This is a genomic window from Brevundimonas sp. EU05-FHT14B11, from assembly GCF_058790835.1.
Genome location: NZ_JBYTCY010000002.1, coordinates 538,193 through 560,017 on the forward strand (window position 1 = coordinate 538,193; position 21,825 = coordinate 560,017).

Sequence of the window (21,825 nt, forward strand, 5' to 3'; positions counted from 1 at the left end):
CTGCGTTAACCATTACGTGTGAGGGCGAATACAGACAGCGAAAACGGGAATTCGGACCTGGTTCGGTCCGCCGCGTTGCCGCCTGCGCTGAGCGCGGCGCGCCGAGGCCTGTCGCCGGGACAGTGGATCATGGTCCTCGTCCTGATCGCGGGCGCGGCCTGGCTGATCGGGCGCGATCCGGCCGGAGCCCTCGTGGCGCTGGAGGTGTCGGCGGGCGCCGCCTTCCTGTTCGTGGCGGTCTGGCGGTGCCTGCTGATCCTGGTTCGCCCTGCGCCCGCGGTGGAGACGCCGCCGCCGGACCTGTGGCCCCGTTACACCGTCCTGGCCGCCCTGCATGACGAGGCCGAGGTGGTGGATCAGTTGATCACCCGTCTGGCGGCCATCGACTATCCGCCGGATCGGCTGCAGGGCATGCTGGTGCTGGAGGCGCATGACGTGGCGACCCTGGCCGCCGCCCTGGCGGCGCCTCGTCCCGACTGGCTGGAGATCTTCATCGCGCCGCCGGGGCGGCCAGGCACCAAGCCGCGCGCCCTCAACTGCGCCCTGCCCTACGCCACCGGCGACCTGCTGACGGTCTACGACGCCGAGGACCGGCCCGATCCCGGCCAGCTGAAGGAGGCGGCGGGCCGGTTCCTGGCGGACGCCGGCGGGCGGCTGGCCTGCCTGCAGGCGCCGCTGCGCATTCGCCCCGTGCCGGGGTCGCGCTCGTCCTTTCTCGATCGGCAGTTCGCGGCGGAATACGCCAACCTGTTTGAGGTCGTCCTGCCCGGCCTGACCCGGCTGGGCCTGCCGTTCCCGCTGGGCGGGACCAGCAATCATTTCCGGATCGATGTGCTGCGCGGCCTCGGCGGCTGGGACTCGTGGAATGTGACCGAGGATGCGGACCTGGGCTTTCGCCTGTGGCGCGGCGGCTGGCGGATCGGGGTGATCACCCGGCCCACCTGGGAGACGCCGCCCGGCCCCCTGCACGATTGGCTGCCCCAGCGCACCCGTTGGCTGAAGGGCTATCTGCAGACCTGGGGCGTGCACACCCGCAATCCCGGCGCTCTGGGCCCGCGCGGACTGTTCGCTCTGATCATGACGCTGGGGGTCGGTCTCGCCTCGGCGGCGCTCTATGGGCCGACCCTGTGCTGGGTGCTGGCCTCGGTGCTGGTGTCGACGGTGTCGGGCCTGTCGCCCGAGACGCCGCGCCTGGCCTTGAGCGTGCTGGTCCTGGGCGCGGCGTCGGCCTGGCTCTCGTGCGCGCTGGGCGCACGGCGTGCGGGCGTTCCCTACGGACCGCGGGACATGATCGCCGCGCCCGCCTACTGGAGCCTGCTCAGCCTGGCCTTCACCCAGGCCCTGTGGCGCCTGGTGTTCGAGCCCTTCGCCTGGGACAAGACGCGGCATCGGCGCGACATCCCGGCGGTCCGCGCTGACGCCGCGCTGGACGAGGCGGGGTCGCACCGCCTATCAGCGACCCATGCCGCCACGCCTGAACCCGTCGCCTGAAACGCTCTTCACCCGAGGCTGGGAAGACTACGCCCTGCTGGACAGCGGTCACGGCCGCAAGCTGGAGCGCTATGGGCGCTTCACCGTCGTGCGGCCCGAGCCCCAGTGCTTCTGGGCGCCGCGCGATCCCGCCGCCTTCGACAAGGCCGACGCCGTGTTCGATCCGCAGGCGCAGGATGACGATGACGACGGCCGCTGGCGTTTCTCCGGCCGCCCGGTCGAGACCTTCCCGCTCGCCTGGCGCGACGTGCGCTTCACCGGCCGCTTCACCCCCTTCCGCCACCTGGCCTTCTTCCCGGAGCAGGCTGCGAACTGGGAATGGCTGGATGCGCGGGTGCGCACTCTCTCGCGCTCAAGTCGCCCGAAGGGCGATGGCGCAGCGAAGAACGCGCCCAAGGTCCTCAACCTGTTCGGCTATACCGGTGTCGCCAGCCTGGCCTGTTCGGCGGCGGGTGCCGAGGTGACCCACGTCGACGCCTCCAAGAAGTCCGTCGCCTACGCCCGCGAGAACGCCGAGCAGTCGGGCCTGGCCGACCGGCCGATCCGCTGGATCGTCGAGGACTGCCGCAAGTATGTCGCCCGAGAGGTCCGGCGCGGCGTGAAGTACGACGGCATCATCTTGGATCCGCCGAAGTACGGGCGCGGGCCGACGGGCGAGGTCTGGCGGCTGTTCGAGGATCTGCCCGGCCTGCTGAAGGACTGCGCCGCCCTGCTGTCGGACGACGCCTCCTTCCTGCTGCTCAACGCCTATGCCGCGCGCATCTCGGGCCTGTCGCTGGCCCATCTGATGGCGGAAGCCACGGCGGACCGCGGCGGCGTCATCGACTGGGGCGAGCTGGCGCTGGCCGAGCATGGGCCGGACGGTCGAGCCATCGGCCTGAGCTTCTTCGCCAGGTGGAGCGGGCAATGACCGATCGCCTGATCACCTCCCTGACCAACGACACGGTCAAGAATGTCCGCGCGCTCAACATGCGCAAGGAGCGCGAGAGCACGGGCCGCTTCCTGGCCGAGGGACTGAAGTTCATCGGCGAGGCGCTGGATCAGGGCCGCACGCCCAAGCTGCTGCTGGTCGGCATGGAGGCGCGCGAGCATCCGCTGTTGGACCGCGCCAAGGCCGAGACCCGCGCCGCCGGCGGCGAGGTCGTCATCGTCACCCATCCGATTCTCGAGAAGATCAGCCGCCGCGACAATCCGCAGACGGTCCTGGGCGTGTTCGAGCAGGTCTATACGCCCCTGTCGGCCATCCAGCCGAACAGCGCCCCCTGCTGGGTGGCGCTGGAGCAGGTGCGCGACCCGGGCAACCTGGGCACCATAATCCGCACTGCCGATGCGGCGGGCTGTGGCGGGGTGATCCTGATCGACGACTGCGTCGACCCCTATTCCACCGAAGCCGTGCGGGCGACCATGGGTTCGGTCTTCGCCGTAGCCATCGCAAGGGCCACCTCGGCGGAGTTCATCGCCTGGCGCCAGTCGTGGCCAGGCAGCGTCATCGGCACCCGACTGGACGCGACCCACGGCTATCGCGACGCGGCCGTCCAGCATCCGGCCCTGGTCCTGATGGGCAATGAGCAGGCCGGGCTGACTGACACGCTTGCCGCCGCCTGTGACGTCAACGTCAAGATCCCGATGCGCGGCCGTGCCGACAGCCTGAACCTGGCCATCGCCACGGGCGTGATGGTCTATGCGGTGACCGACGCGGCCTGACGCCTGCGCCTGTCCGTAGTTTAACTTGCCGGACGGAGGCCTGCGGCACAGCTTCACCGCCATGCGTATCCTGCTGATCCTCGCCGCCCTGCTTCCCTTCGCCGGACCCGTCCACGCCCAGACGCCTGACCTGCCGCCCGCGGCCTTTCGCGCCGACGCCCTGTCGATCGAGGGGCTGATCAACGGTCAGTACGCCTATCTGGACCGCTTCCCCGGCGGCGTCATGCCGATGAGCGACGTCCTGCGGGCCGAGGCGTCGGCGGTGCATGACCGGTCGTCGCTTCTGCTCTACGCCGAGCACGCGATCACGGCGCTGGCGGACCACCACGCCATCACCGGCAGCTCCTTCAGCGACAGCCGGGCGCTCGTCCCCAGCTATGCCGATCTGTGGATCGAGAAGCAGGGGCGGGCCTGGCGCATCACGGCCGTACGCGAAGGCTCTCCGGCCGAGACGGCGGGGGTGCGTCCGGGGCAGGCGCTGGAGGCCGTGGGCGGCGTGGCGACCGGCGACGCGGTGCGCGCCTTCTGGAGCGAGTTGGGGCTGGAGCCCGGCGGTGACCGGGACGGCTACGCGGCCCGGGTGCTGGTGGCGGGCCGACGGGACCGGGAACGGGACCTGACGATCTCGGGACGTCGACTGACCCTGCCGAACCTCTATGCGACCGGCGGCGCGGATCGGCCGCCCCTCGCCGTCAATGAGATCGGCGGTCGGCGGGTCATCCGGTTCAACGACTCGCTGGGCGACAACGACACCGTCGCGGCCTTCGACGCCGCCATGGCCGGCGCCCGGCCCGGGCAGCCGATCCTGATCGACCTCACCGACACCGCCAGCGGCGGCAACACGGTCGTGGCCCGTGCGGTGATGGGCTGGTTCGTGACCGAGGCCCGCCCCTACCAGATCCACAACCTGCCCTCGGAAGAACGCGAGACCGGCGTGCCGCGCCAGTGGATCGAGCAGGTCCTGCCCCGCCCCGGCAAGCATCACGACGGCCCGGTCACGGTCCGCGTCGGGCGCTGGACCGGCAGCATGGGCGAAGGCCTGGCCATCGGCTTCGACGCCCTGGGCGCGCGGGTCGAGGGCGGCCGCATGGCGGGCCTGCTGGGCGCCGTCTACGACCTGCGGCTGGAGAACTCCGGCCTGACGATCAAGATCCCGGCCGAGCGGCTCTACGCCGTCGACGGGACGCCGCGCGAAGCCTTTGAGCCGCGCCGATGACGGCGACCGGGGATGAGCGCTTGAGGCGGACGCTGCTGGTGATCCTGCTGGCCGTTCTGGCCCTGCCGGTGATCGCCTTCGCGGCGCTGTGGATCTGGGTCGCGTCAACCCAGGGGAAGCCGCCGGCGATGTTTGCGGATGTCCCGCAGGACTTCACAGACGACCAGCTGTGGGTCGCGCGGATGAACGTGACCTTCCCGACCGGGACGCCGGAAGCCGTGCTCGTGCAGCGGCTTCGCAGCGAGGGCTTCGAGGTCGATCCCCTATCCCGCGAGGGCAGATACGAGTGGGGCAACGGAATCCCCTGCAACCATACGGTGGAGGTGGGGTGGTCCGCCGACTCCGGCCGGATCACGGCCGGCCGCGCCCGCTACATGAACGCCTGCTGGTAGCCTAGAAGCTGCGGCCGTCCACCCGTTGGGCGGTCCAGCTGAAGGGCTCGAGGTCGGTCAGGGTGCGGATGTTGATCGCCACCATGGGATCGCCCTTGGGCGTCTTGCCCTCGGCGAACGGCTGGACCCCGCACGTGTCGCAGAAGCGGTGCTGGATGTTGTGGGTGTTGAAGGTGTGGGTGCTCATCGCCCCCTCGCCCGCCTTCAGGCGGAAGGCGTCGGGGCTGACGAAGGTCAGGACCAGCCCCTTGGGGTAGCAGTGCGAGCAGTTGCACTCGATCAGGCCCTGCAGGTCGGTGTCGACCTCATAGGCCACGGCGCCGCAGTGGCAGGAACCCTGGTGAGTTTTCGGTTCGCTCATCACGCATCCTCCAGATAGCTGACGCCCGGGGCCGACTTCAGGGCGCCGCGCAGGGCGCCGTCGAGGCGGTAGCGGCCGGGCAATTTCATCTCGACCTCGCGGCGGCCGTCCAGGGCTGCGACGAGGAAGACCTCTCCGCCCTTGCCGCCCTCGGCGGCGGCGCGCTCCAGCCGGGTGCGCAGGGCCGCGGCGTCGGTGGCGCGGGCCGAGACGTGGATCCGCAGGCCCATGCGCCCGTCGTCGATCAGCGTGTCCAGCCGGCTGGCGTCGTCGCCGAAGAAGCGCACCTCGCCGTCGGCGCTCTTGGCCCGCACCTTGACCATGACCGAGGCGCCGGTCTCCAGCACCTCGCGGCATTTGCGCAGCTGTTCGGGCGGGAACAGGCATTCGAACTCGCCGGTCGGGTCCGAGAAGGTGACGAAGGCGAACTTCTCGCCGGTCCGGGCGCTGGCCCGCTCCTGGCGGCGGCGGACGACGCCGGCCATCATGAAGGCCTCGTGGCCGCTCTCGGCCAGGGCCGTGGCCTCGGCGACGAAGGTGACGCGCTTGCGCTTGAGGGCCGGCGCCATGTCCTCCAGCGGGTGGCCGGACAGGTAGAAGCCGACGGCGGCCAGTTCCTGGTCCAGCTTTTCGGGTCCGACCCAGGGCTCGACGGGCGTGAGGCGCGGGCGGCCCGCGGCGACCTGATCGCCGCCGAACAGCGAGACCTGCGACGAGGCGCGCTCGGCGGCCACGCTCTGGCAATAGGCGATCAGCTTGTCGGCCTGTTCGACCAGCTGGCGGCGGTTGGTGTGGAAGCCGTCGAAGGCGCCGGCGCGGGCGAGGTTCTCCAGCGCCCGCTTGTTGACGAATTTCGGATCGACCCGCTCCAGGAAGTCGAAGATGTCGGTGAAGCGGCCGCCGGTCTCGCGCACCTCGACCAGGTGCTTCATGGCCTCCAGCCCGACGTTGCGGATGGCGCCCAGGGCGTAGAGGACGCTGCCGGTCTTCTCGCCCTCGGCCCCCTCCTCCCAGGCGACATCGAAGTCGGCCGAGGAACGGTTCACGTCCGGGGCCTTGACCGGCACCTCGAAGCGACGGCAATCCTGATAGAAAACAGCCAGTTTATCGGTGTTGCTGAGATCGAGAGACATGGACGCGGCCATGAATTCGACCGGGTGGTTGGCCTTCAGCCAGCCCGTCTGGAAGGAGATCAGCGCATAGGCGGCGGCGTGCGACTTGTTGAAGCCGTAGCCCGCGAACTTGGCCACCAGATCGAAGATGCCGCCCGACTGCTGCTCCGAGACGCCCTTCTCGGACGCGCCCTTGATGAAGCGGGCGCGCTGGAAGTCCATCTCCTCCTTCTTCTTCTTGCCCATGGCGCGGCGCAGAAGGTCGGCTTCGCCGAGGGAATAGCCGGCCAGGATCTGGGCGATCTTCATCACCTGTTCCTGGTAGATGATGACGCCGTAGGTCTCCGACAGGGTCTCCTGCAGCGAGGCGTGCAGGTAATCGACTTCCTGGCGGCCGAACTTCCGGTCGATGTAGGTGTCGATCATCTCCATCGGGCCCGGCCGATAGAGGGAGATCAGGGCGGTGATCTCCTCGATGGAGCCGCAGCGCATCTTGCGCAGCGTGTCGCGCATGCCCTGGGATTCCAGCTGGAACACCCCGACGGTCTGGCCCGAGGCCATCAGCTCATAGGTCGGCTTGTCGTCCAGCGGCAGCTGGTTCCATTCGGGCGCGGCGCCGCGGCGCTTCAGATAGCCGTGGGCGCGATCCAGCACCGTCAGGGTCTTCAGGCCCAGGAAGTCGAACTTCACCAGGCCCGCCGGCTCGACCCACTTCATGTTGAACTGGGTGGCCGGGATGTCCGAGCGCGGGTCCTGATACAGGGGCACCAGCTCGGTCAGCGGGCGGTCGCCGATGACGATGCCGGCGGCGTGGGTCGAGGCGTTGCGGTACAGCCCCTCCAGCTCCAGCGCCGTATCCAGCAGGGTGCGCACCGAGGCCTCGCTGTCGCGGGCCTCCTTCAGGCGCGGCTCCAGCTCGATGGCCTGGGCCAGGGTGACCGGGTTGGCCGGGTTGGCCGGCACCATCTTGGCGAGGCGGTCGACCTGGCCCAGCGGCATCTGCAGCACCCGGCCGACGTCGCGCAGCACGGCGCGGGCCTGAAGGGTGCCGAAGGTGATGATCTGGGCGACCCGGTCCTTGCCATAGTGCTCCTGCACATAGGTGATGACCTCCTCGCGCCGCTCCTGACAGAAGTCGATGTCGAAGTCGGGCATGGAGACGCGTTCCGGATTGAGGAAGCGCTCGAACAGCAGGCCGAACCGCAGGGGGTCCAGATCCGTGATGGTCAGGGACCAGGCGACCAGCGAGCCGGCGCCGGAACCCCGGCCCGGCCCCACGGGAATGCCGTGGGTCTTGGCCCATTTGATGAAGTCCGCCACGATCAGGAAGTAGCCGGGGAAGCCCATCTGGGTGATGATCCCGACCTCCCACTCCAGCCGGGTCCAGTACTCCTCCTCGGGGAAGGCGGGCGTGACCTCGGTCAGGCGCTGCTTCAGCCCCTCGCGGGCCTGGTGCAGCAGTTCGTCCGGCTCGGAGCGGCCCGCGCCGGTGTCGAAGCGGGGCAGGATCGGCGCCCGGGTGGTGACCAGGAAGGCGCAGCGGCGGGCGATATCGAGCGTGGTGTCGCAGGCCTCGGGCAGGTCGGCGAACAGCTCGCGCATGGCGGCGGCGGTCTTGAACCAGTGCTCGCCGGTGATGCGGCGGCGGTCTTCCTGGCCGGTGAAGGCGCCGTCGGCGATGCACAGCAGGGCGTCGTGGCTCTTGGCCTGGGAGGCCTTGGCGTAGTGGACGTCGTTGGTGGCGACCAGCGGCACGTCGTTCTCATAGGCCCAGGCGACCAGGCCCCGCTCGCCCTGGGCCTCGCTGGCCAGGCCGTGGCGCTGCAGCTCGACGTACATGCGGTCGCCGAAGGTGGCGAACATCTCGTTGAGGGCGGCGTTCCCCTCCCCCGCCTTGCCCTGGACGAACAGGGGATCGACGGGGCCGTCGGGGCCGCCGGTCAGCAGGAGCAGGCCGTCGGAATGCTCAACCACCTTGTTCCACGGCACGCCCGGGTCATCCATCGACCCGGCGTCGAGGAAGGCCGAGGATGACAGCTGGCACAGGTTCAGCCAGCCGGTCTCGTTCTGGACGATCAGGACCACGGTCGGGACCTTGGCCCAGCGTTCGGCGACCTGGCCGCCGATGCCGGTGACCGGCAGGGCGCAGGCCACGATGGGCTGGACGCCCGCGTCCTTGGCCGCCTGGCTGAACTCCAGCGCGCCGAACAGATTGACCCGGTCGGCCACGGCCACGGCCGGCATGCCCGCGTCGGCGGCCATCTTGGGAACCTTGCCCGCCTTGATCGCGCCTTCCAGCAGCGAATAGGCCGAGCGGACCCGCAGGTGGACGAAGCCCTGACTGTTCAACGCTTCGCTCACCGCGTCTTCGCTCCGCTCTTCAGACTGTCCGTCATCCTGAACCGAGTCTCACATCCGACCCGCCGGAAACACCGGAAAGCGACCTGAGCCGAAGCCTCGCCGGGGAGCATTTGTGGACAGGTCCGACCCGGCGTCGGAGACCTGCGTTTCGCGCCCAAAAAAATACAGTGCGAAGAGTGCGAAACCTGAGCTCAAACCATTGAAAATGCTGAACCGGAGAATCGCACTGTTCGCACTCCGGCTCAGGCGGCCGGCACCATCAGCGCGACCTGCCAGACGATCCAGACGAAGCCGGCGCACGAGGCCAGCGACAACGATTCCCTCACCCAACGCGCCATGACAGTCTCCGGATTGATGTTCCGGGTGTGTTCTATGTTCTCGTTGCGTTCACGTCAACCCGGTCGCCCAAGCTCTCACCCCGGAGGGTGGAAGCCGAGCAGGGTCAGCGTCGAGGCCAGGGCGGCGGAGTTGGTGGACTGGGTCTTGCGCAGCAGGCTGCCGCGGAAGAACTCGACCGTCCGGGGGCTGAGGGACAGGGTCTGGGCGATCTGTTTGGTGGTGCGGCCGGCGACGATCAGTTCCGCCACCTGGCGCTCGCGCCGGGTCAGCGTCATCAGCTCCTGCCGGGGCGCCGTCTTCAGCACCTCCAGGCCGCGCTTCACCGCCGCGATGAGGACGTCGGGATTGGTCGGCTTCTGGATGACGTTGTCGACCCCCAGGCGCATGGCGTCGACCGTGGTCGTCACGTCCACGAAGGCGCTGATCAGCACCACGGCGTGGCGGCCCAGCGCGCAGAAGGCGGCGACCAGATCCAGGCCCTCGACGCCCGGCAGCTTCAGGTCGACCACGATACAGGTCGGGTCGGCGTCCGACGCCCACATCAGGGCGTCCAGGGGATCGGAGAAACCGACCGGGTCGTAGCCCGACTCCCGGAACAGGAGCAGCAGGGTCTGCAGGATCGCGGGGTCGTCATCGATGACCAGGATTTCCCTGGTGACCGCCGCGTCCGTCTGGCGCGACCGGTTGGCGGCGGGGGGAACGGGCTCGCCGCGATCAGGTTTGCCGCCGGGGAACAAAGTATCGGGAATCCTGTCGCACCTTCTACTGGCTGCCCGAAAAGGGAGGCTTGGGTCGCTGCTCATCGACCGCCGCCCAGACTAGAGGGCCGTGTCCGCTGCCGTAACCTCGTAGTCTCACGCAATTGCTCGCTGTGGGGGCGGTCTGTATCGCCCGATCGTTCGGAATCGGACTGGAAGGCGTCGGAAATCCCGCTCAATGTCTGCCCTTGAACGACTGATGTACAGGTGGCGGATCCGCCGGGACGCCGAGGGCGAACGCCTGCTGGACCTCAAGATCGAAGCGACGCGGCTGTTCAGCCTGACGGGGACGACCGCCGCGTCCGAGACCTGGGGCCTGCATCTGGTCGAGGGGGCCACGCCCTGCATCGACGCCATGCTGCTGGTGCTGGATTGCTGCCACAGACCCGGCGAGCATTGGGTGATCGAGCGCCGCGCGATCGTCGCCCGGGAGTTCGCGGGCCCGACCGCCTCGCGCGTGCGGCTGATGCCCGTGGAGGGCCAGTGGCTCGACCGGGAGCTGGCGCGCACGAGCCCCGATCAGGTGCGGTTGCGGGGCCTGCTCAGCTGGTCCGCCTTTCGGCAGGCCGAAACGGCCGCCTCCTGCCAGGGGGAGCTGGCGTGGCGCTCGGAGACCGAATTCCCCGACCTGCGCCTGAACTGAGGCCTGGCCCGATTGTACGGGTGGTCGGCGCCGAACGGCTGTAGACTCGGTCGAGACGCCGCCAGTCATCCGCCTTTTCGGCGGCAGGCGTCCCGGGAACGCCGCCATGGCCAAAGGTCAAGCACGCAGCAACAAGGAAGTTCGCAAACCGAAGGCCGAGAAGCCGAAGCCGCCGATCTCGGTGGGCAGCTCGCCGTTCACCCAGCCGCCAGGGAAGAAGTGAGAGCAGGCAGTAGGCAGTAGGCAGTAGGCAGTAGGGGCAGAGCGCCCGAAGGCTGCCTACCCCCTCGACCCTAGTACTCGTGGCTCTCGGCCGGGCGCTCTTCCAGGTGCCCGTCCTTGATGGCGAAGACGCGGTCCATATGGCCGGCCAGCTCCATGTTGTGGGTGGCGATCAGGGCGGCGACGCCGGTCTGCTTGACCACGTCGTGCAGAGCCTCGAACACCGTCTGGCTGGTGGCCGGGTCCAGGTTGCCGGTCGGCTCGTCGGCCAGCAGCAGGCGCGGACGGTTGGCCAGGGCGCGGGCCACGGCGACGCGCTGACGCTCGCCGCCCGACAGCTGGGACGGCTGGTGCGTCAGGCGCTCGGACAGGCCCAGGGCGACCAGAAGCTCCTCGGCGCGGGCGCGGGCGACGGCCAGCTTGTGCCCGGCGATACGCAGCGGCAGGGCCACGTTGTCCCGGGCGTCGAACTCGGGCAGCAGGTGGTGGAACTGGTAGACGAAGCCGATGCGGTCCAGCCGGATGCGGGTGCGGTCGTGGTCGCTGAGGTCGGCGACGGCCTCCCCGTCGATGCGGACCTCGCCCTCGGTCGGATGCTCCAGCAGGCCGGCGGCGTGCAGCAGCGACGACTTGCCCGAGCCCGAGGGCCCGATCAGGCCGACAATCTCGCCCGGCATGATGTCCAGATCCACGCCGCGCAGCACGGTCAGGCCGCCGGTGGCGGTGTCATAGGTGCGGGTCAGGCCGCGGACAGAAAGGACGGGAGCCGCAACCTTACTCATAGCGAAGCGCCTCGACCGGATCGAGCTTGGCGGCCTGCCAGGACGGGATCAGGCCCGCCACGCAGCTCATGAAGAAGGACCAGACGGTGACCCAGAAGACATCGACCGGGTCGACGAGGGCGGGCACGGCGTCCAGCATGTAGACGTCGGCGTTGAACAGCTGGGTCTGGAACACCCATTCCAGGAAATGCTGGATGGCGCCGATGTTCAGGCAGAACAGCAGGCCCAGCAGAAGGCCGGTCAGGGTGCCCGCCACGCCGATCATGGCGCCGGCGACGAAGAAGATCCGCAGCATGGACGACTGGCTGGCGCCCACGGTGCGCAGGATGGCGATGTCGCGCGTCTTGTTCTTCACCAGCATGACGATGCCGGAGATGATGTTCAGCGCGGCGATGGCGACGACGAGGCCCAGGATGATGCTCATCGCCACCCGTTCGACCTTCAGCGCGCCCCAGAAAGCGGCCAGGCGGTCGCGCCAGTCGGTGACCATGGCGCGGGGGCCGGCGGCGCGTTGCACAGGGATGCGCATGGCCTCGACCCGGTCGGGCTTGTCGATCTTGAGCTCGATCACGTCCCAGCGGCCTTCCTTGCCGTAGAAGATCTGAGCCTGTTCGAGCGGCATGAAGATGAAGGCCTGGTCGAAATCGGCGGTGCCCGAGCTGAACACGCCGCCGACGCGATAGGTCTTCTCCAGTCCGCCCAGGCTGCCGAAGGCGCTCGAGGCGCCGGTCGGGGAATAAAGGGTGATGGGGTCGCCGACGCGCAGGCCCAGCCCTTCGGCCAGGGCCTTGCCGATCAGGACGTTGTCGCCGCCGTAGGCGCCGACGCCGAAGGTCTGTTTCGCGCGGTCGTCAAGGCTGGAGTTGACGTACTCCATCGACGCCAGATCGCCCTTGGAGATGCCGCGGACGATGGCGCCCGTGGTCGCCCCGCCGGCGCGGACGATGCTCTGGTCGTTGGTCATGGGGGTGACGTAGGTCACGCCAGGCACGGTCTTCAGCCGCGTCACGGCGGCGTCGCGGTCGGGCGACTGCAGGATGTCGCCGGTGACGTACATATGGCCGTTGAAGGACAGCATCCGGTCCAGCAACTCGGCGCGGAAGCCGGCCATGATGCTCATCACCACGATCAGGGCCATGACCGCCAGGGCGATGGCGACGTAGGAGATGATCGCGATCAGGGCGATGCCGCCCTCCTTGCGCTTGGCCCGCAGGTAGCGCGCCGCCAGCCCCAGCTCCCAGGCGGAGAAGGGACCGGCGGGCTTCGTCGGCTTCACTGCCGGCGCGGCGTTCGTCATCCGACAAGCCTCGCGATCGCTTCGTCCAGCGGCACGGAGATCTTCTCGCCGGTCGCGCGGCGCTTCAGCTCGACCACGCCATCGGCCAGGCCCTTGGGCCCGATGGTCAGCTGCCACGGCACGCCGATCAGGTCCGCGGTGGCGAACTTGCCGCCCGGGCGCTCGTCGGTGTCGTCGTAGAGGACGTCCTTGCCCAGGCCTTCCAGCCTGGCCACGGCCTCTTCGCAGGCGGCCGAGACGGCTTCATCGCCGGCGCGCAGGTTGATCACCATCACGTCGAACGGCGCGACCGAGTCCGGCCAGATGATGCCGCCGGCGTCGTGGCTGGCCTCGATGATGGCGCCCAGCAGACGCGACACGCCGACGCCGTAGCTGCCCATGTGGACCTCGGTGTCCTGGCCGTCCGGGCCGGCGACCTTGGCCTTCATCGGGGCCGAGTATTTGGTGCCGAAGTAGAAGATGTGGCCGACCTCGATACCCCGCGCCGACAGGCGGTCGCCCTCGGCGGTCTGGGCCTCGAACGCGGCGGCGTCGTGCATTTCCTCGGTCGCGGCGTACAGGGCCGTGCGGGCGTCGAAGACGCCTTCCAGCTGCTCGACGCTGAGGTTGTGGCCCGGCGCATCCATCTCGACCAGCTTGCGGTCGCAGAAGACCTCGCTCTCGCCGGTGTCGGCCAGGACGATGAACTCGTGGCTCAGGTCGCCGCCGATGGGGCCGGTGTCGGCGCGCATCGGCACCGCCTTCAGGCCCAGACGCGAGAAGGTGTTCAGATAGGCGGCGAACATCCGCTTGTAGGCGATGCGGGCCGAGGCCTCGTCCAGGTCGAAGGAATAGGCGTCCTTCATCAGGAACTCGCGGCCGCGCATCACGCCGAAGCGCGGACGGCGCTCGTCGCGGAACTTCCACTGGATGTGGAAGAGGTTCAGCGGCAGCGCCTTGTAGCTCTTCACGAAGCTGCGGAAGATGTCGGTGACCATCTCCTCGTTGGTCGGTCCGTACAGCAGCTCGCGCTCATGACGGTCGGTGATGCGCAGCATCTCCGGACCGTAGGCGTCGTACCGCCCCGATTCGCGCCACAGGTCAGCCAGTTGCAGCGTCGGCATCAGCAGTTCGACGGCCCCTGCCCGCTCCTGCTCCTCGCGGACGATCTGCTCGATCTTGCGCAGCACCCGCAGGCCGAGCGGCAGCCAGGCGTAGATGCCCGCCGCTTCCTGTTTGATCAGGCCGGCGCGCAGCATCAGCTGGTGGGAGACGATCTGGGCGTCCGAAGGCGCCTCTTTCAGCGTGGGCAGGAAGTAGCGCGACAGGCGCATGGGGAGAATCCGGCAAGACGGGCGTGGGACAGGAGCTTTAGCCGGGTCAGAGGGGCGAAAGCTAGGCGGTCGTGGTCGCGGCCTGTCTTTGCGTCAACACCCGCGCCAACAACCGGCGCGCCGGTCCGTCGAACCAGCGCGCCGCGACAAATGCGGCGACCAGGCTGACGGTTCCCCCGAGCGCCGAGGCCAGCGGCCTCTCACCCAGCATCTGGCCGAAGCCCATCACGATCGGCCCGTGCAGGATGTAGAGCGGATAGGACATCAGGGCGAGGACGGCGGCGGCCCGGCTCGCGCGCGGCGACAGGCGGGCGGTGATCGCCGCAACGGTGACCAGGGGCAGGACCAGCAGGACGGCGGCGGCGTCGATCAGGCCGTTCCAGCCGGCCACGTCCGGCAGCAGCATGACCGCCACGAACAGGCCGAACGCCGCGGCGGCGGGCCAGTGCAGCGTCAGCCGCCCGGCCGCCCACATCCGGTGCAGCAGGACCCCCAGCGGGAAGGCGAACAGGATGCGCGCCGCGCCTCCGGCCATGGACGCGCCATGATGACCCAGCGAGCCGCTGTCGGCGGACAGGAAGGTCGTGGCCACGGCGATGGCGCCCAGAGCGACCAGCATGGTCAGGATGCGGTCGCTGAGCCGCCGGGCGAAGATCGCATAGAGGATGTTGGCGACCATCTCGAAGAACAGCGACCAGGCGGGCCGGTTCAGGTTGAAGATCTGCACGTCGGCGCCCAGCGGCAACGGGATCATCAGGATCGCGGCGGCGAGGAGCACGGCCAGGGCGGCGAAGCCGTCGAGGCCGGTGGCGACGCTGGCGAACACCGCCGCGCCGATCGCCGTGCCCAGCAGGTACAGCGGCCAGAGCCGGACGATCCGCGTGCGAATGAAGGCGCCGACGCTCCAGCCGTCCAGCAGCCGACGCTCATAGGCGTGGGCCACGACGAAGCCGGACATGATGAAGAACAGATCGACCGCCAGATAGGCGTGAGGGACCAGCCGGTCGAGCGGCGGCAGGTGCAGGGCCAGGACGGCGAAGGCCGCGACGCCGCGCAGGCCGTCCAGGGCCATGAAATGGCTCTTGGGCGCCTCCGCCCGTGTGATCTGATCCGCCCCCATCGGCGACGGATGTAACCCGCAAGGGTTAAAGCGCGGTGCAGGGCAATCTAGGGGTGCGGCAGGCCGATGCCGTAACGCGCCGCCAGATAGGGGATGATGGCCTCGTCCTGCAGGAAGCGGCGGCCGGTGGCCGCGCTGGTGTTCGCCTCGGGCCAGTCGAAGGTCTGGTCCAGCACCAGCAGCGGACAGGACTGGTGGTCCTCCCCGACCTCGGCGATCACGGCCGGACGCGGGCGCGGGTGGTCCAGGTATCTGATTTCCAGCTGCTCGCGCAGGGCCGGATAGAAGGACAGCACGCCCTCGACGATCGCGCCCGCCGGGCAGTACCAGGGGCCGCCGGCGTCGTCATGCCAGCCGGGATTCAATAGGTAGAGGCGGTCGGTCATTCCCGGCCTCTAGACCGGCGGCGCCAGGTTTGGCAGGGGCATCCAGCCGATGAAGACCAGCAGCAGGATGACCAGCCAGACGATGGCCGCGACCCAGGTGGTGGTGATGAATTTCTTCTTCAGGTGCGGATTGGCCGGCGCGCCCCACTGGCTGCCGTCGGTCGGCTTCTCCTGGGCCTGCTGGTTCATGCCGATCGGCAGGACGGCGAACAGCACGGTCCACCAGCAGACGAAGTAGATGGCGACGATGGTGAAGGGTCCGATAGGCATCAGTGATCTCCGTCCTTCGAAGTTTCCATCAGTTCGACCAGCACGCCGCCCATGTCTTTCGGGTGGACGAAGATGATCGGAGTGCCGTGCGCGCCGATGCGCGGTTCGCCGGTGCCGAGGATGGTCGCGCCCTTGGCCCTGAGGGCGTCGCGGGCGGCGAGGATGTCCTCGACCTCGAAACAGACATGGTGCTGGCCGCCCTTGGGGTTCTTGGCCAGAAAGCCGTGGATGGGGCTGTCCTCGCCGAGCGGCTCGATCAGCTCGATCTGGCTGTTGGGCAGGTCGACGAAACAGACACGGACGCCCTGCGCCGGCAGGTCGAACGGCTCATGGGCCTTCGAGGCGCCGAGCAGGTCGCGATACAGGGCGACGCTGGCCTCGATGGAGGGCGTGGCGACGCCGACGTGGTTCAGTCTACCGATCATCCGGCTGCTTTAGCGGGTGTCCTCGCCCGCTCAAAGAGAAAGGGCGTCGCAGCCGTCGCCGCGACGCCCTCCTTTTCACTCTCCGACCGTCCCTACTGCTGCAGCGGGAACGGGTCCGTCGGCGTGGGCCGGGTCGGGACCGGCATGCGCGGCAGGGGCTCGTCGCTGTTGGCGGCGTTCAGCAGGAAGGTCGCCAGGATGACGGCGGCCTGGCGCAGGTCGTCGGCCCGCATGTGGTCATAGCTGTCGATCGAGGTGTGGTGCAGGCGCGCGCCGTAGTCGAGCGGGTCCTGGATGAACTGGAAGCCCGGGACGCCGACGGTTTGCATGTAGACGTGGTCAGTGCTGCCCGAGGTGCGCATCGACACCGTCGTGGCGCCCATGGCGTTGAACGGCCGCAGCCATTCCTGGAAGATCGGCGCGGCGGCGACATTGCCCTCGGCGTTGATGCCGCGGATCTTGCCCGAGCCGTTGTCCAGGTTGAAGTAGGCGACAAGGTCGCCGTGGCCGGCGCGCGGCTGGATCGGCCAGCGCTGGCGCCAGGTGCGGTTGTTGGGCAGGGCGTCCAGCTGGGCGTCGCCCAGCGGAGCGCGGGTGGCGACGTATTTGTCGACATAGGCCAGCGAGCCGAGAATGCCCTGCTCTTCCCCGCTCCACAGGGCGAAGCGGATGGTGCGCTTGGGCCGCACGTTCATGGCCCGCAGGATACGCGCGGCCTCCATGACGACAGCGCTGCCGGCGGCGTTATCGACGGCCCCGTCCGAGGCGGCCCAGCTGTCCAGGTGGGCGCCGGCCATGACGTATTCGCCCGAACGGCCCGTGCCCGGAATGTCGGCCAGGATGTTGTAGGCGTTGGTGTCTTCCTCGTGGAAGCGGACCTCGCTCATCAGTTCGAGGCGCGGCTTGGCGTCCTCGGTCAGGGCCAGGCGGGCCAGACGGCGATAGTCCTCGGCCGCCAGTTCCATGCCCGGCGTCTTGCGCTGGTCGTCCATGCGGTAGCCCGAGCCGTTGCCGTGCAGCAGACCGCCGTCGCGGGCGGACATACGGACCCAGGCCATGGCACCCTCTTCCTGCAGGAAGGCGTCCATCTGCCGGGCGAACTCCAGCTCGCGCAGCGCGCCGGTCGACGGCGCCGAATGGTTGGGCAGGTTGTAGGTGTTGGCGTTGCGCAGGTCGTCTTCGGTCAGGCGACGGAAGGCCGGATCGGTCGGCTCGGACCCGGCGGTGGGGCGCGAGACCAGCACGATCTTGCCCGCAAGCTTGCCGCGCCACTTCGCGAAGTCGCCGGCGGAGGTCATCGGGGCGACGACCACGTCGCCGCTGATCACGCCGTTGGTGCCGGGCGTCCAGGCGATCGGGATAGCGCGCAGGTCGAGCGGGCGCGGCGCAGTCATGCGCGCGCTGGAGCGGACGACCGACCAGCCGCGGCCGAAGTCGAACGGATCGGCGCGGACGTTGGACAGGCCCCAGTCGCGGAACTGCTGCTGGGTCCAGGTCTCGGCCTGGCGCATCTGCGGCGAGTTGGTCATCCGCCCGCCGATCCGGTCGGTCAGCCAGGCGGCGGTCTGCATGACTTGGCTGTGGTTCAGCCCCTGGTCGATGATGCCGTTGACGGCGACGAGATCCGGCGACTGGGCGGCGGCGGACGTGGCGAACGGAACGGCCGTCAACGCCAGGGCGGTGGCGGACAACAAGGCGGCAAGACGCATGGAAACTCCCCTGAATCACTGAACGGCGGCGATAGGACCCCAAGCCTGACCGTTGTGCAAAGGAAGAACGTCGCTGACGTGTCAGTCCGTCGCGTCGTCCACGTCGATCGCCTCGGCCACCAGCCGGCGCCAGACCGGATCGGCAGCATCGACCAGATCGCAGTCCTCCAGCAGGGCCACCGCCGCGCCGCCGTCGGGCAGGATCAGGCCCAGCACGTCCATCTCGTCGCCGTCGGGTCCGATATGGCTTTCAGCCTGGACGGCGACCGCCGCCTGCTCGCCGTCGGCCTCCCACCAGATCAGCGGCTGGGGCAGGTCCATGTCGATGACGCGAGGGTCCTCGGTGTCGCCCAGGGCGAAGACGGCCTTCTTGGCCTGCACGTCGTCCAGGGTCGCGACCCGGCCCGTGAAGGGGATCAGGCGGGTCCAGTCGTCGGCGTCGTAGCCGCCGCCATCCTCGCCGAAGTCGATCTGGTCGTCGCTCATCGTTCGCTCCCGCTGCTCGCGTACGAAAAAGGCCGACGGTCGAAACCGTCGGCCTTCGTCATTTTATCAGCTCCGTCCGAAGACGGAACGGACGGGCTTAGTTACCGCCCATCATGGAGGCGACTTCGGCGGCGAAGTCCGGGCCTTCGACCTTCTCGACGCCTTCACCCAGAGCCAGGCGGACGAAGCCGGCCAGGTGCAGGCCGGGGGCGCCCAGTTCCTTGCCCGCGTCGGCGACCAGCTGTTCGATGGTCACGTCGGGGTTCATGACGAACGGTTGCTTGGTCAGCACCACGTCCTTCTGGAACTTGTTGATCTGGCCTTCCACGATCTTGGCGATCATGGCTTCCGGACGGCCTTCTTCCTTGGCCTTCTCGGTCAGGACCTGACGTTCCTTCTCGATCGCGGCCGGGTCCAGATCGTCGGTGTTCAGCGACAGCGGGGCGGTCGCGGCCACGTGCATGGCGATCTTGCGGCCCAGTTCGCGCAGGGCGGTCTTGTCGCCGCCGCCGTGCAGGGCGACGAGCACGCCGATGCGGCCCAGGTTCGGAGCCACGGCGTTGTGGACGTAGGAGGCGACGACGCCTTCATCGACCGACAGGCGAGCGGCGCGACGCAGCTGCATGTTCTCGCCGATGGTCGCGATCATGTTGGTGACCTCGGCCTCGACGGTGTTGCCGTTTTCCAGCTCGGCGCCGTGCAGGGCTTCGACGCTGTGGTGCTCCAGGCCCTTCAGGGCGAAGGCCTTAGCGGCGTTCTGGAACAGCTCGTTGCGGGCGACGAAGTCCGTTTCCGAGTTGAACTCGATCGCGGCGCCGATTTCGCCCTTGCCGTCTTCCTTCGACGCGACAGCCACCAGGCCCTCGGCGGCGACGCGGTCGGCCTTCTTGGCGGCCTTGGACAGGCCCTTGGCGCGCAGCCAGTCGATCGCGGCGTTGATGTCGCCGTCGGTCTCTTGCAGCGCCTTCTTGCAGTCCATCATGCCGACGCCGGACTTGGCGCGCAGTTCCATGACGAGGGCGGCGGTGATCTCGGCCATTGTATAGCTCCTTGGGGTATTCGAATGCGGTAACGGCCGGGAGTTACCCCGGCCGTATGTCAGTTAGACGTACGGCCTTCATACGAAGGCCGGTGCGATCCTCAGACCGCGGCCTTGTCGGTTTCGACGGCGTCGAGCGCTTCGGTCGTCGCTTCCTGGGCGGCTTCGTCAGCGACGGCCGGTTCGGCAGCGGCGGCTTCCAGCTCGGCGGCGACGGCTTCCGTGCCGGCCGGAGCGGCGTCAGCGGCGACCGGGGCCGAGGCCTCGCGCAGCATCGGCTCTTCCGGGTTCACGGCGGCGCCCAGGTCCACGCCCGAGGCCGACTGGCCGGCGGCCAGGCCGTCCAGGACGGCGTCGGCGACCAGGTCGCAGTAGGTCTGGATGGCGCGGGCGGCGTCGTCGTTGCCCGGGACCGGATAGGTGATGCCGTCCGGATCCGAGTTGGTGTCCAGGATGGCGACGATCGGGATGTTCAGCTTGCGGGCTTCCTGGATCGCGATCGCTTCCTTGTTGGTGTCGATCACGAACATGATGTCGGGGATGCCGCCCATGTCCTTGATGCCGCCCAGCGAGGCGTCCAGCTTGTCACGCTCGCGCTGCAGGCTCAGCAGCTCGCGCTTGACGCGGCCTTCGCCGCCGGATTCCAGCAGGCTGTCCAGCTCGCGCAGGCGGGCGATCGAACCCGAAACGGTCTTCCAGTTGGTCAGCGTGCCGCCGAGCCAACGGTTGTTCATGTAGTACTGGGCGCAACGCTTGGCGGCTTCGGCCACCGGGTCCGACGCCTGGCGCTTGGTGCCGACGAACAGGACGCGACCGCCCTTGGCGGCGACGTTGCGGATCTCGACCAGCGCCTGGTGCAGCAGCGGCATGGTCTGCGACAGGTCGATGATGTGGATGTTCGAGCGGGCGCCGAAGATGTAGCGGTCCATCTTCGGGTTCCAGCGGTGCGTCTGGTGACCGAAGTGAGCGCCGGCTTCGAGCAGCGAACGCATGGAGAATTCAGGCAGAGCCATGATCGGGTGTTCCTTTTTCCGATAGACGTTGCGTGGGCGTTTTAAAGATCCGGACGGACCCTCGGAATGGAGCGGTCGGGGATGTCTCCCCCGGCTGCGCCACGCCCACGTGCGAAGTGCGCGGGCCAAATAGGCGGGATGGGCCGAAATAGCAAGCATGGACGGCGTCCGGAGGTTCGATCATCCTGCCCATTCGCTTTCCGAGGGGCCTGTAGAATGCGAAATCCGATCATCGCGGCGGTCGCCGCCGTCCTGCTGTTCGCGTCGCCGGCCGTCGCGCAGAGCGACCTGGAGGCGCGCCGCGCCGCCGCCCATGCGCTGATCGACGCCTCGCTTGCGAGCTTCCTCAATGACAGTGCTCCGAACCAGCGGGCCCAGCTGGCGGCGCTGCCCGGAATCAAACCGAGCGAGCGGGCGGCCCTGAACAAGGCGTTCGACGAGGGTTTCCCCGCCATGGTCCGCGAAGCCCAGGATTTCGCCGCCAACGCCGTGGCGGACGAATGGCCGCTGGAGCAGTTGCAGGATCCGTCCAATGTGGACGGGGCGCGGCTTGACGCCCTGATCGCGCGCATGGAGCCGACGATGACGGCCGTGGGAGAGCGTTTCGCCTTCAAGGTCGTCCAGACCGGCTGCTCGGCCGACGCCGAACCCTCGGTCGCCTGCAGCCGGATACTGACGGCAATTCGCGGGAGGGAAGCTGCGCGCTAGCCCGGGTGGCGCTCCAGCCGGATGTCGCGGACCGCGGTCCAGGTTCCGTCCGGCGTCCGGTCCAGCCGCACGATCCCCGATCCGCCCCGCCCCTCCTGCCGGGCGCGATAGGCGGCGTCGACGCCGAACTCGCCGTCGAAGACCACGTCATCGATGTAATAGGGCCGCCGCCCCGGTTCCCGCAGGAACAGGTGCACATGGGCAGGCATGGTCATGTCCGGATAGGGCGCGGGCTTGATGGTGTCGAAGGCGTACCGTCCCTGGGCGTCGGAGCGCACCCAGCCGCGCAGGCGGCCGTGACGCCGGCTCCAGGTCGTTTCCGTCGTCCCGTTCGCATAGAGGCCGGCGGCGTTGGTGTGGTGGGCGTAGATGACCACGCCTTCGACGGGGGCAGCACCGTCGGCGGCCAGGACCCGGCCGGTCAGCCGCATCCGTTCGCCCGGCTCGTTAGGGCCGGCCAGGCGGAGGCTTGGCGGCAGGCCGGAAGGCTCGCGCTCCGACACCGCCTCGCAGCCTTCGCAGGCGTAGAGGTTGGGGCGGACCTGGGCATTCCCGGACGGCGGTTCTTCGGCCCGGGTCTCGGCCGAGCGACTGCCGCAGGCGCAGACGACGAGCGCCCCGCCGAACAGGCTGAGACCGAACGCGCGTCTGTCCATGGCTCTGTCTCCACCGCTCCGG

The 21,825-nt window shown here is 68.9% G+C and carries 23 protein-coding genes; 8 read left to right on the forward strand and 15 right to left on the reverse strand.

The window, feature by feature from the left end; translation table 11 throughout:
* Window positions 1–129 precede the first annotated feature (129 nt).
* From AC3WRV_RS10120 to AC3WRV_RS10140, 5 genes are read left to right on the forward strand one after another with little or no spacing between them, the layout of a single operon-like run.
* Window positions 130–1,491, forward strand: coding sequence for a glycosyltransferase family 2 protein (locus AC3WRV_RS10120; RefSeq protein WP_492313136.1), 1,362 nt, complete (start codon window positions 130–132; stop codon window positions 1,489–1,491).
* Complete coding sequence (locus AC3WRV_RS10125) at window positions 1,463–2,401, forward strand: RsmD family RNA methyltransferase (protein ID WP_492313137.1); 939 nt, start codon at window positions 1,463–1,465, stop codon at window positions 2,399–2,401. The genes AC3WRV_RS10120 and AC3WRV_RS10125 overlap by 29 nt, the downstream gene beginning before the upstream one ends.
* Window positions 2,398–3,195 carry a TrmH family RNA methyltransferase gene (locus AC3WRV_RS10130; protein ID WP_492313138.1) on the forward strand — a complete coding sequence of 266 codons (798 nt, stop codon included), beginning with the start codon at window positions 2,398–2,400 and terminating at the stop codon, window positions 3,193–3,195. The genes AC3WRV_RS10125 and AC3WRV_RS10130 overlap by 4 nt, the downstream gene beginning before the upstream one ends.
* A gap of 25 nt (window positions 3,196–3,220) precedes the next feature.
* On the forward strand, window positions 3,221–4,411 hold the full coding sequence (locus AC3WRV_RS10135; RefSeq protein WP_492313139.1) for a PDZ domain-containing protein: 1,191 nt from the start codon (window positions 3,221–3,223) through the stop codon (window positions 4,409–4,411).
* Between the two features lie 20 nt (window positions 4,412–4,431).
* On the forward strand, window positions 4,432–4,803 hold the full coding sequence (locus AC3WRV_RS10140; RefSeq protein ID WP_492313140.1) for a hypothetical protein: 372 nt from the start codon (window positions 4,432–4,434) through the stop codon (window positions 4,801–4,803).
* A gap of 1 nt (window position 4,804) precedes the next feature.
* On the opposite strand, the gene AC3WRV_RS10145 is transcribed toward AC3WRV_RS10140, so the two are convergent.
* The 3 genes from AC3WRV_RS10145 to AC3WRV_RS10155 all read right to left on the reverse strand — a co-directional run bounded on the left by AC3WRV_RS10145 (window position 4,805) and on the right by AC3WRV_RS10155 (window position 9,713).
* Window positions 4,805–5,164 carry a GFA family protein gene (locus tag AC3WRV_RS10145; protein ID WP_291838262.1) on the reverse strand — a complete coding sequence of 120 codons (360 nt, stop codon included), beginning with the start codon at window positions 5,162–5,164 and terminating at the stop codon, window positions 4,805–4,807.
* On the reverse strand, window positions 5,164–8,637 hold the full coding sequence (gene dnaE, locus AC3WRV_RS10150) for a DNA polymerase III subunit alpha (protein WP_492313141.1): 3,474 nt from the start codon (window positions 8,635–8,637) through the stop codon (window positions 5,164–5,166). The genes AC3WRV_RS10145 and dnaE overlap by 1 nt, the downstream gene beginning before the upstream one ends.
* Window positions 8,638–9,050: 413 nt before the next feature.
* Complete coding sequence (locus AC3WRV_RS10155; RefSeq protein WP_492313142.1) at window positions 9,051–9,713, reverse strand: response regulator transcription factor; 663 nt, start codon at window positions 9,711–9,713, stop codon at window positions 9,051–9,053.
* Between the two features lie 220 nt (window positions 9,714–9,933).
* On the opposite strand from AC3WRV_RS10155, the gene AC3WRV_RS10160 reads away from it, so the two are divergent.
* Both AC3WRV_RS10160 and AC3WRV_RS10165 read left to right on the forward strand, forming a co-directional pair.
* On the forward strand, window positions 9,934–10,377 hold the full coding sequence (locus AC3WRV_RS10160; protein ID WP_492313143.1) for a hypothetical protein: 444 nt from the start codon (window positions 9,934–9,936) through the stop codon (window positions 10,375–10,377).
* 106 nt (window positions 10,378–10,483) lie between these two features.
* A complete protein-coding gene (locus AC3WRV_RS10165) occupies window positions 10,484–10,600 on the forward strand; it encodes a hypothetical protein (RefSeq protein ID WP_291837049.1) in 117 nt (38 codons plus the stop codon).
* Between the two features lie 70 nt (window positions 10,601–10,670).
* On the opposite strand, the gene AC3WRV_RS10170 is transcribed toward AC3WRV_RS10165, so the two are convergent.
* The 11 genes from AC3WRV_RS10170 to rpsB all read right to left on the reverse strand — a co-directional run bounded on the left by AC3WRV_RS10170 (window position 10,671) and on the right by rpsB (window position 20,439).
* Window positions 10,671–11,381 carry an ABC transporter ATP-binding protein gene (locus tag AC3WRV_RS10170; protein ID WP_492313144.1) on the reverse strand — a complete coding sequence of 237 codons (711 nt, stop codon included), beginning with the start codon at window positions 11,379–11,381 and terminating at the stop codon, window positions 10,671–10,673.
* Complete coding sequence (locus tag AC3WRV_RS10175) at window positions 11,374–12,678, reverse strand: lipoprotein-releasing ABC transporter permease subunit (RefSeq protein ID WP_291837053.1); 1,305 nt, start codon at window positions 12,676–12,678, stop codon at window positions 11,374–11,376. Before AC3WRV_RS10175 ends, AC3WRV_RS10170 begins: the two co-directional genes overlap by 8 nt.
* Window positions 12,675–13,991, reverse strand: a complete 1,317-nt coding sequence (gene proS, locus AC3WRV_RS10180) for a proline--tRNA ligase (RefSeq protein ID WP_291837055.1) — start codon at window positions 13,989–13,991, stop codon at window positions 12,675–12,677. The genes AC3WRV_RS10175 and proS overlap by 4 nt, the downstream gene beginning before the upstream one ends.
* Window positions 13,992–14,052: 61 nt before the next feature.
* A complete protein-coding gene (locus AC3WRV_RS10185) occupies window positions 14,053–15,063 on the reverse strand; it encodes an acyltransferase family protein (protein ID WP_492313145.1) in 1,011 nt (336 codons plus the stop codon).
* A gap of 95 nt (window positions 15,064–15,158) precedes the next feature.
* Window positions 15,159–15,497, reverse strand: coding sequence for a DUF3088 family protein (locus AC3WRV_RS10190; RefSeq protein ID WP_291837059.1), 339 nt, complete (start codon window positions 15,495–15,497; stop codon window positions 15,159–15,161).
* A 9-nt stretch (window positions 15,498–15,506) separates the two neighbouring features.
* Window positions 15,507–15,767: a DUF1467 family protein gene (locus AC3WRV_RS10195; RefSeq protein WP_492313146.1), complete on the reverse strand. Its 261-nt coding sequence runs from the start codon at window positions 15,765–15,767 to the stop codon at window positions 15,507–15,509.
* Window positions 15,767–16,192, reverse strand: a complete 426-nt coding sequence (mce, locus tag AC3WRV_RS10200) for a methylmalonyl-CoA epimerase (protein ID WP_492313147.1) — start codon at window positions 16,190–16,192, stop codon at window positions 15,767–15,769. The genes AC3WRV_RS10195 and mce overlap by 1 nt, the downstream gene beginning before the upstream one ends.
* 92 nt (window positions 16,193–16,284) lie before the next feature.
* Window positions 16,285–17,901: a M20/M25/M40 family metallo-hydrolase gene (locus tag AC3WRV_RS10205; protein WP_492313148.1), complete on the reverse strand. Its 1,617-nt coding sequence runs from the start codon at window positions 17,899–17,901 to the stop codon at window positions 16,285–16,287.
* An 81-nt stretch (window positions 17,902–17,982) separates the two neighbouring features.
* A complete protein-coding gene (locus tag AC3WRV_RS10210) occupies window positions 17,983–18,387 on the reverse strand; it encodes a hypothetical protein (RefSeq protein WP_291840885.1) in 405 nt (134 codons plus the stop codon).
* A 97-nt stretch (window positions 18,388–18,484) separates the two neighbouring features.
* Complete coding sequence (tsf, locus tag AC3WRV_RS10215; RefSeq protein ID WP_492313149.1) at window positions 18,485–19,426, reverse strand: translation elongation factor Ts; 942 nt, start codon at window positions 19,424–19,426, stop codon at window positions 18,485–18,487.
* Between the two features lie 101 nt (window positions 19,427–19,527).
* Entirely contained in the window at window positions 19,528–20,439 is a 912-nt protein-coding gene (gene rpsB / locus AC3WRV_RS10220; RefSeq protein WP_492313150.1) for a 30S ribosomal protein S2, read from the reverse strand.
* Between the two features lie 216 nt (window positions 20,440–20,655).
* On the opposite strand from rpsB, the gene AC3WRV_RS10225 reads away from it, so the two are divergent.
* Entirely contained in the window at window positions 20,656–21,147 is a 492-nt protein-coding gene (locus tag AC3WRV_RS10225; protein WP_492313151.1) for a hypothetical protein, read from the forward strand.
* On the opposite strand, the gene AC3WRV_RS10230 is transcribed toward AC3WRV_RS10225, so the two are convergent.
* Window positions 21,144–21,803 carry a dioxygenase family protein gene (locus AC3WRV_RS10230; RefSeq protein WP_492313152.1) on the reverse strand — a complete coding sequence of 220 codons (660 nt, stop codon included), beginning with the start codon at window positions 21,801–21,803 and terminating at the stop codon, window positions 21,144–21,146. The genes AC3WRV_RS10225 and AC3WRV_RS10230 overlap by 4 nt on opposite strands.
* Window positions 21,804–21,825 lie beyond the last annotated feature (22 nt).

Excerpts from the sequence above, each read along its gene's own strand:
- AC3WRV_RS10120 (WP_492313136.1), top strand. The coding sequence starts at position 130 with ATGGTCCTCGTCCTGATCGCGGGCGCGGCCTGGCTGATCGGGCGCGAT.
- AC3WRV_RS10125 (WP_492313137.1), top strand. The coding sequence starts at position 1,463 with ATGCCGCCACGCCTGAACCCGTCGCCTGAAACGCTCTTCACCCGAGGC.
- AC3WRV_RS10130 (WP_492313138.1), top strand. The coding sequence starts at position 2,398 with ATGACCGATCGCCTGATCACCTCCCTGACCAACGACACGGTCAAGAAT.
- AC3WRV_RS10145 (WP_291838262.1), bottom strand. The coding sequence starts at position 5,164 with ATGAGCGAACCGAAAACTCACCAGGGTTCCTGCCACTGCGGCGCCGTG.
- AC3WRV_RS10160 (WP_492313143.1), top strand. The coding sequence starts at position 9,934 with ATGTACAGGTGGCGGATCCGCCGGGACGCCGAGGGCGAACGCCTGCTG.
- AC3WRV_RS10165 (WP_291837049.1), top strand. The coding sequence starts at position 10,484 with ATGGCCAAAGGTCAAGCACGCAGCAACAAGGAAGTTCGCAAACCGAAG.
- AC3WRV_RS10170 (WP_492313144.1), bottom strand. The coding sequence starts at position 11,381 with ATGAGTAAGGTTGCGGCTCCCGTCCTTTCTGTCCGCGGCCTGACCCGC.
- AC3WRV_RS10175 (WP_291837053.1), bottom strand. The coding sequence starts at position 12,678 with ATGACGAACGCCGCGCCGGCAGTGAAGCCGACGAAGCCCGCCGGTCCC.
- proS (WP_291837055.1), bottom strand. The coding sequence starts at position 13,991 with ATGCGCCTGTCGCGCTACTTCCTGCCCACGCTGAAAGAGGCGCCTTCG.
- AC3WRV_RS10185 (WP_492313145.1), bottom strand. The coding sequence starts at position 15,063 with ATGGCCCTGGACGGCCTGCGCGGCGTCGCGGCCTTCGCCGTCCTGGCC.
- AC3WRV_RS10190 (WP_291837059.1), bottom strand. The coding sequence starts at position 15,497 with ATGACCGACCGCCTCTACCTATTGAATCCCGGCTGGCATGACGACGCC.
- AC3WRV_RS10195 (WP_492313146.1), bottom strand. The coding sequence starts at position 15,767 with ATGCCTATCGGACCCTTCACCATCGTCGCCATCTACTTCGTCTGCTGG.
- mce (WP_492313147.1), bottom strand. The coding sequence starts at position 16,192 with ATGATCGGTAGACTGAACCACGTCGGCGTCGCCACGCCCTCCATCGAG.
- AC3WRV_RS10205 (WP_492313148.1), bottom strand. The coding sequence starts at position 17,901 with ATGCGTCTTGCCGCCTTGTTGTCCGCCACCGCCCTGGCGTTGACGGCC.
- AC3WRV_RS10210 (WP_291840885.1), bottom strand. The coding sequence starts at position 18,387 with ATGAGCGACGACCAGATCGACTTCGGCGAGGATGGCGGCGGCTACGAC.
- tsf (WP_492313149.1), bottom strand. The coding sequence starts at position 19,426 with ATGGCCGAGATCACCGCCGCCCTCGTCATGGAACTGCGCGCCAAGTCC.
- rpsB (WP_492313150.1), bottom strand. The coding sequence starts at position 20,439 with ATGGCTCTGCCTGAATTCTCCATGCGTTCGCTGCTCGAAGCCGGCGCT.
- AC3WRV_RS10225 (WP_492313151.1), top strand. The coding sequence starts at position 20,656 with ATGCGAAATCCGATCATCGCGGCGGTCGCCGCCGTCCTGCTGTTCGCG.
- AC3WRV_RS10230 (WP_492313152.1), bottom strand. The coding sequence starts at position 21,803 with ATGGACAGACGCGCGTTCGGTCTCAGCCTGTTCGGCGGGGCGCTCGTC.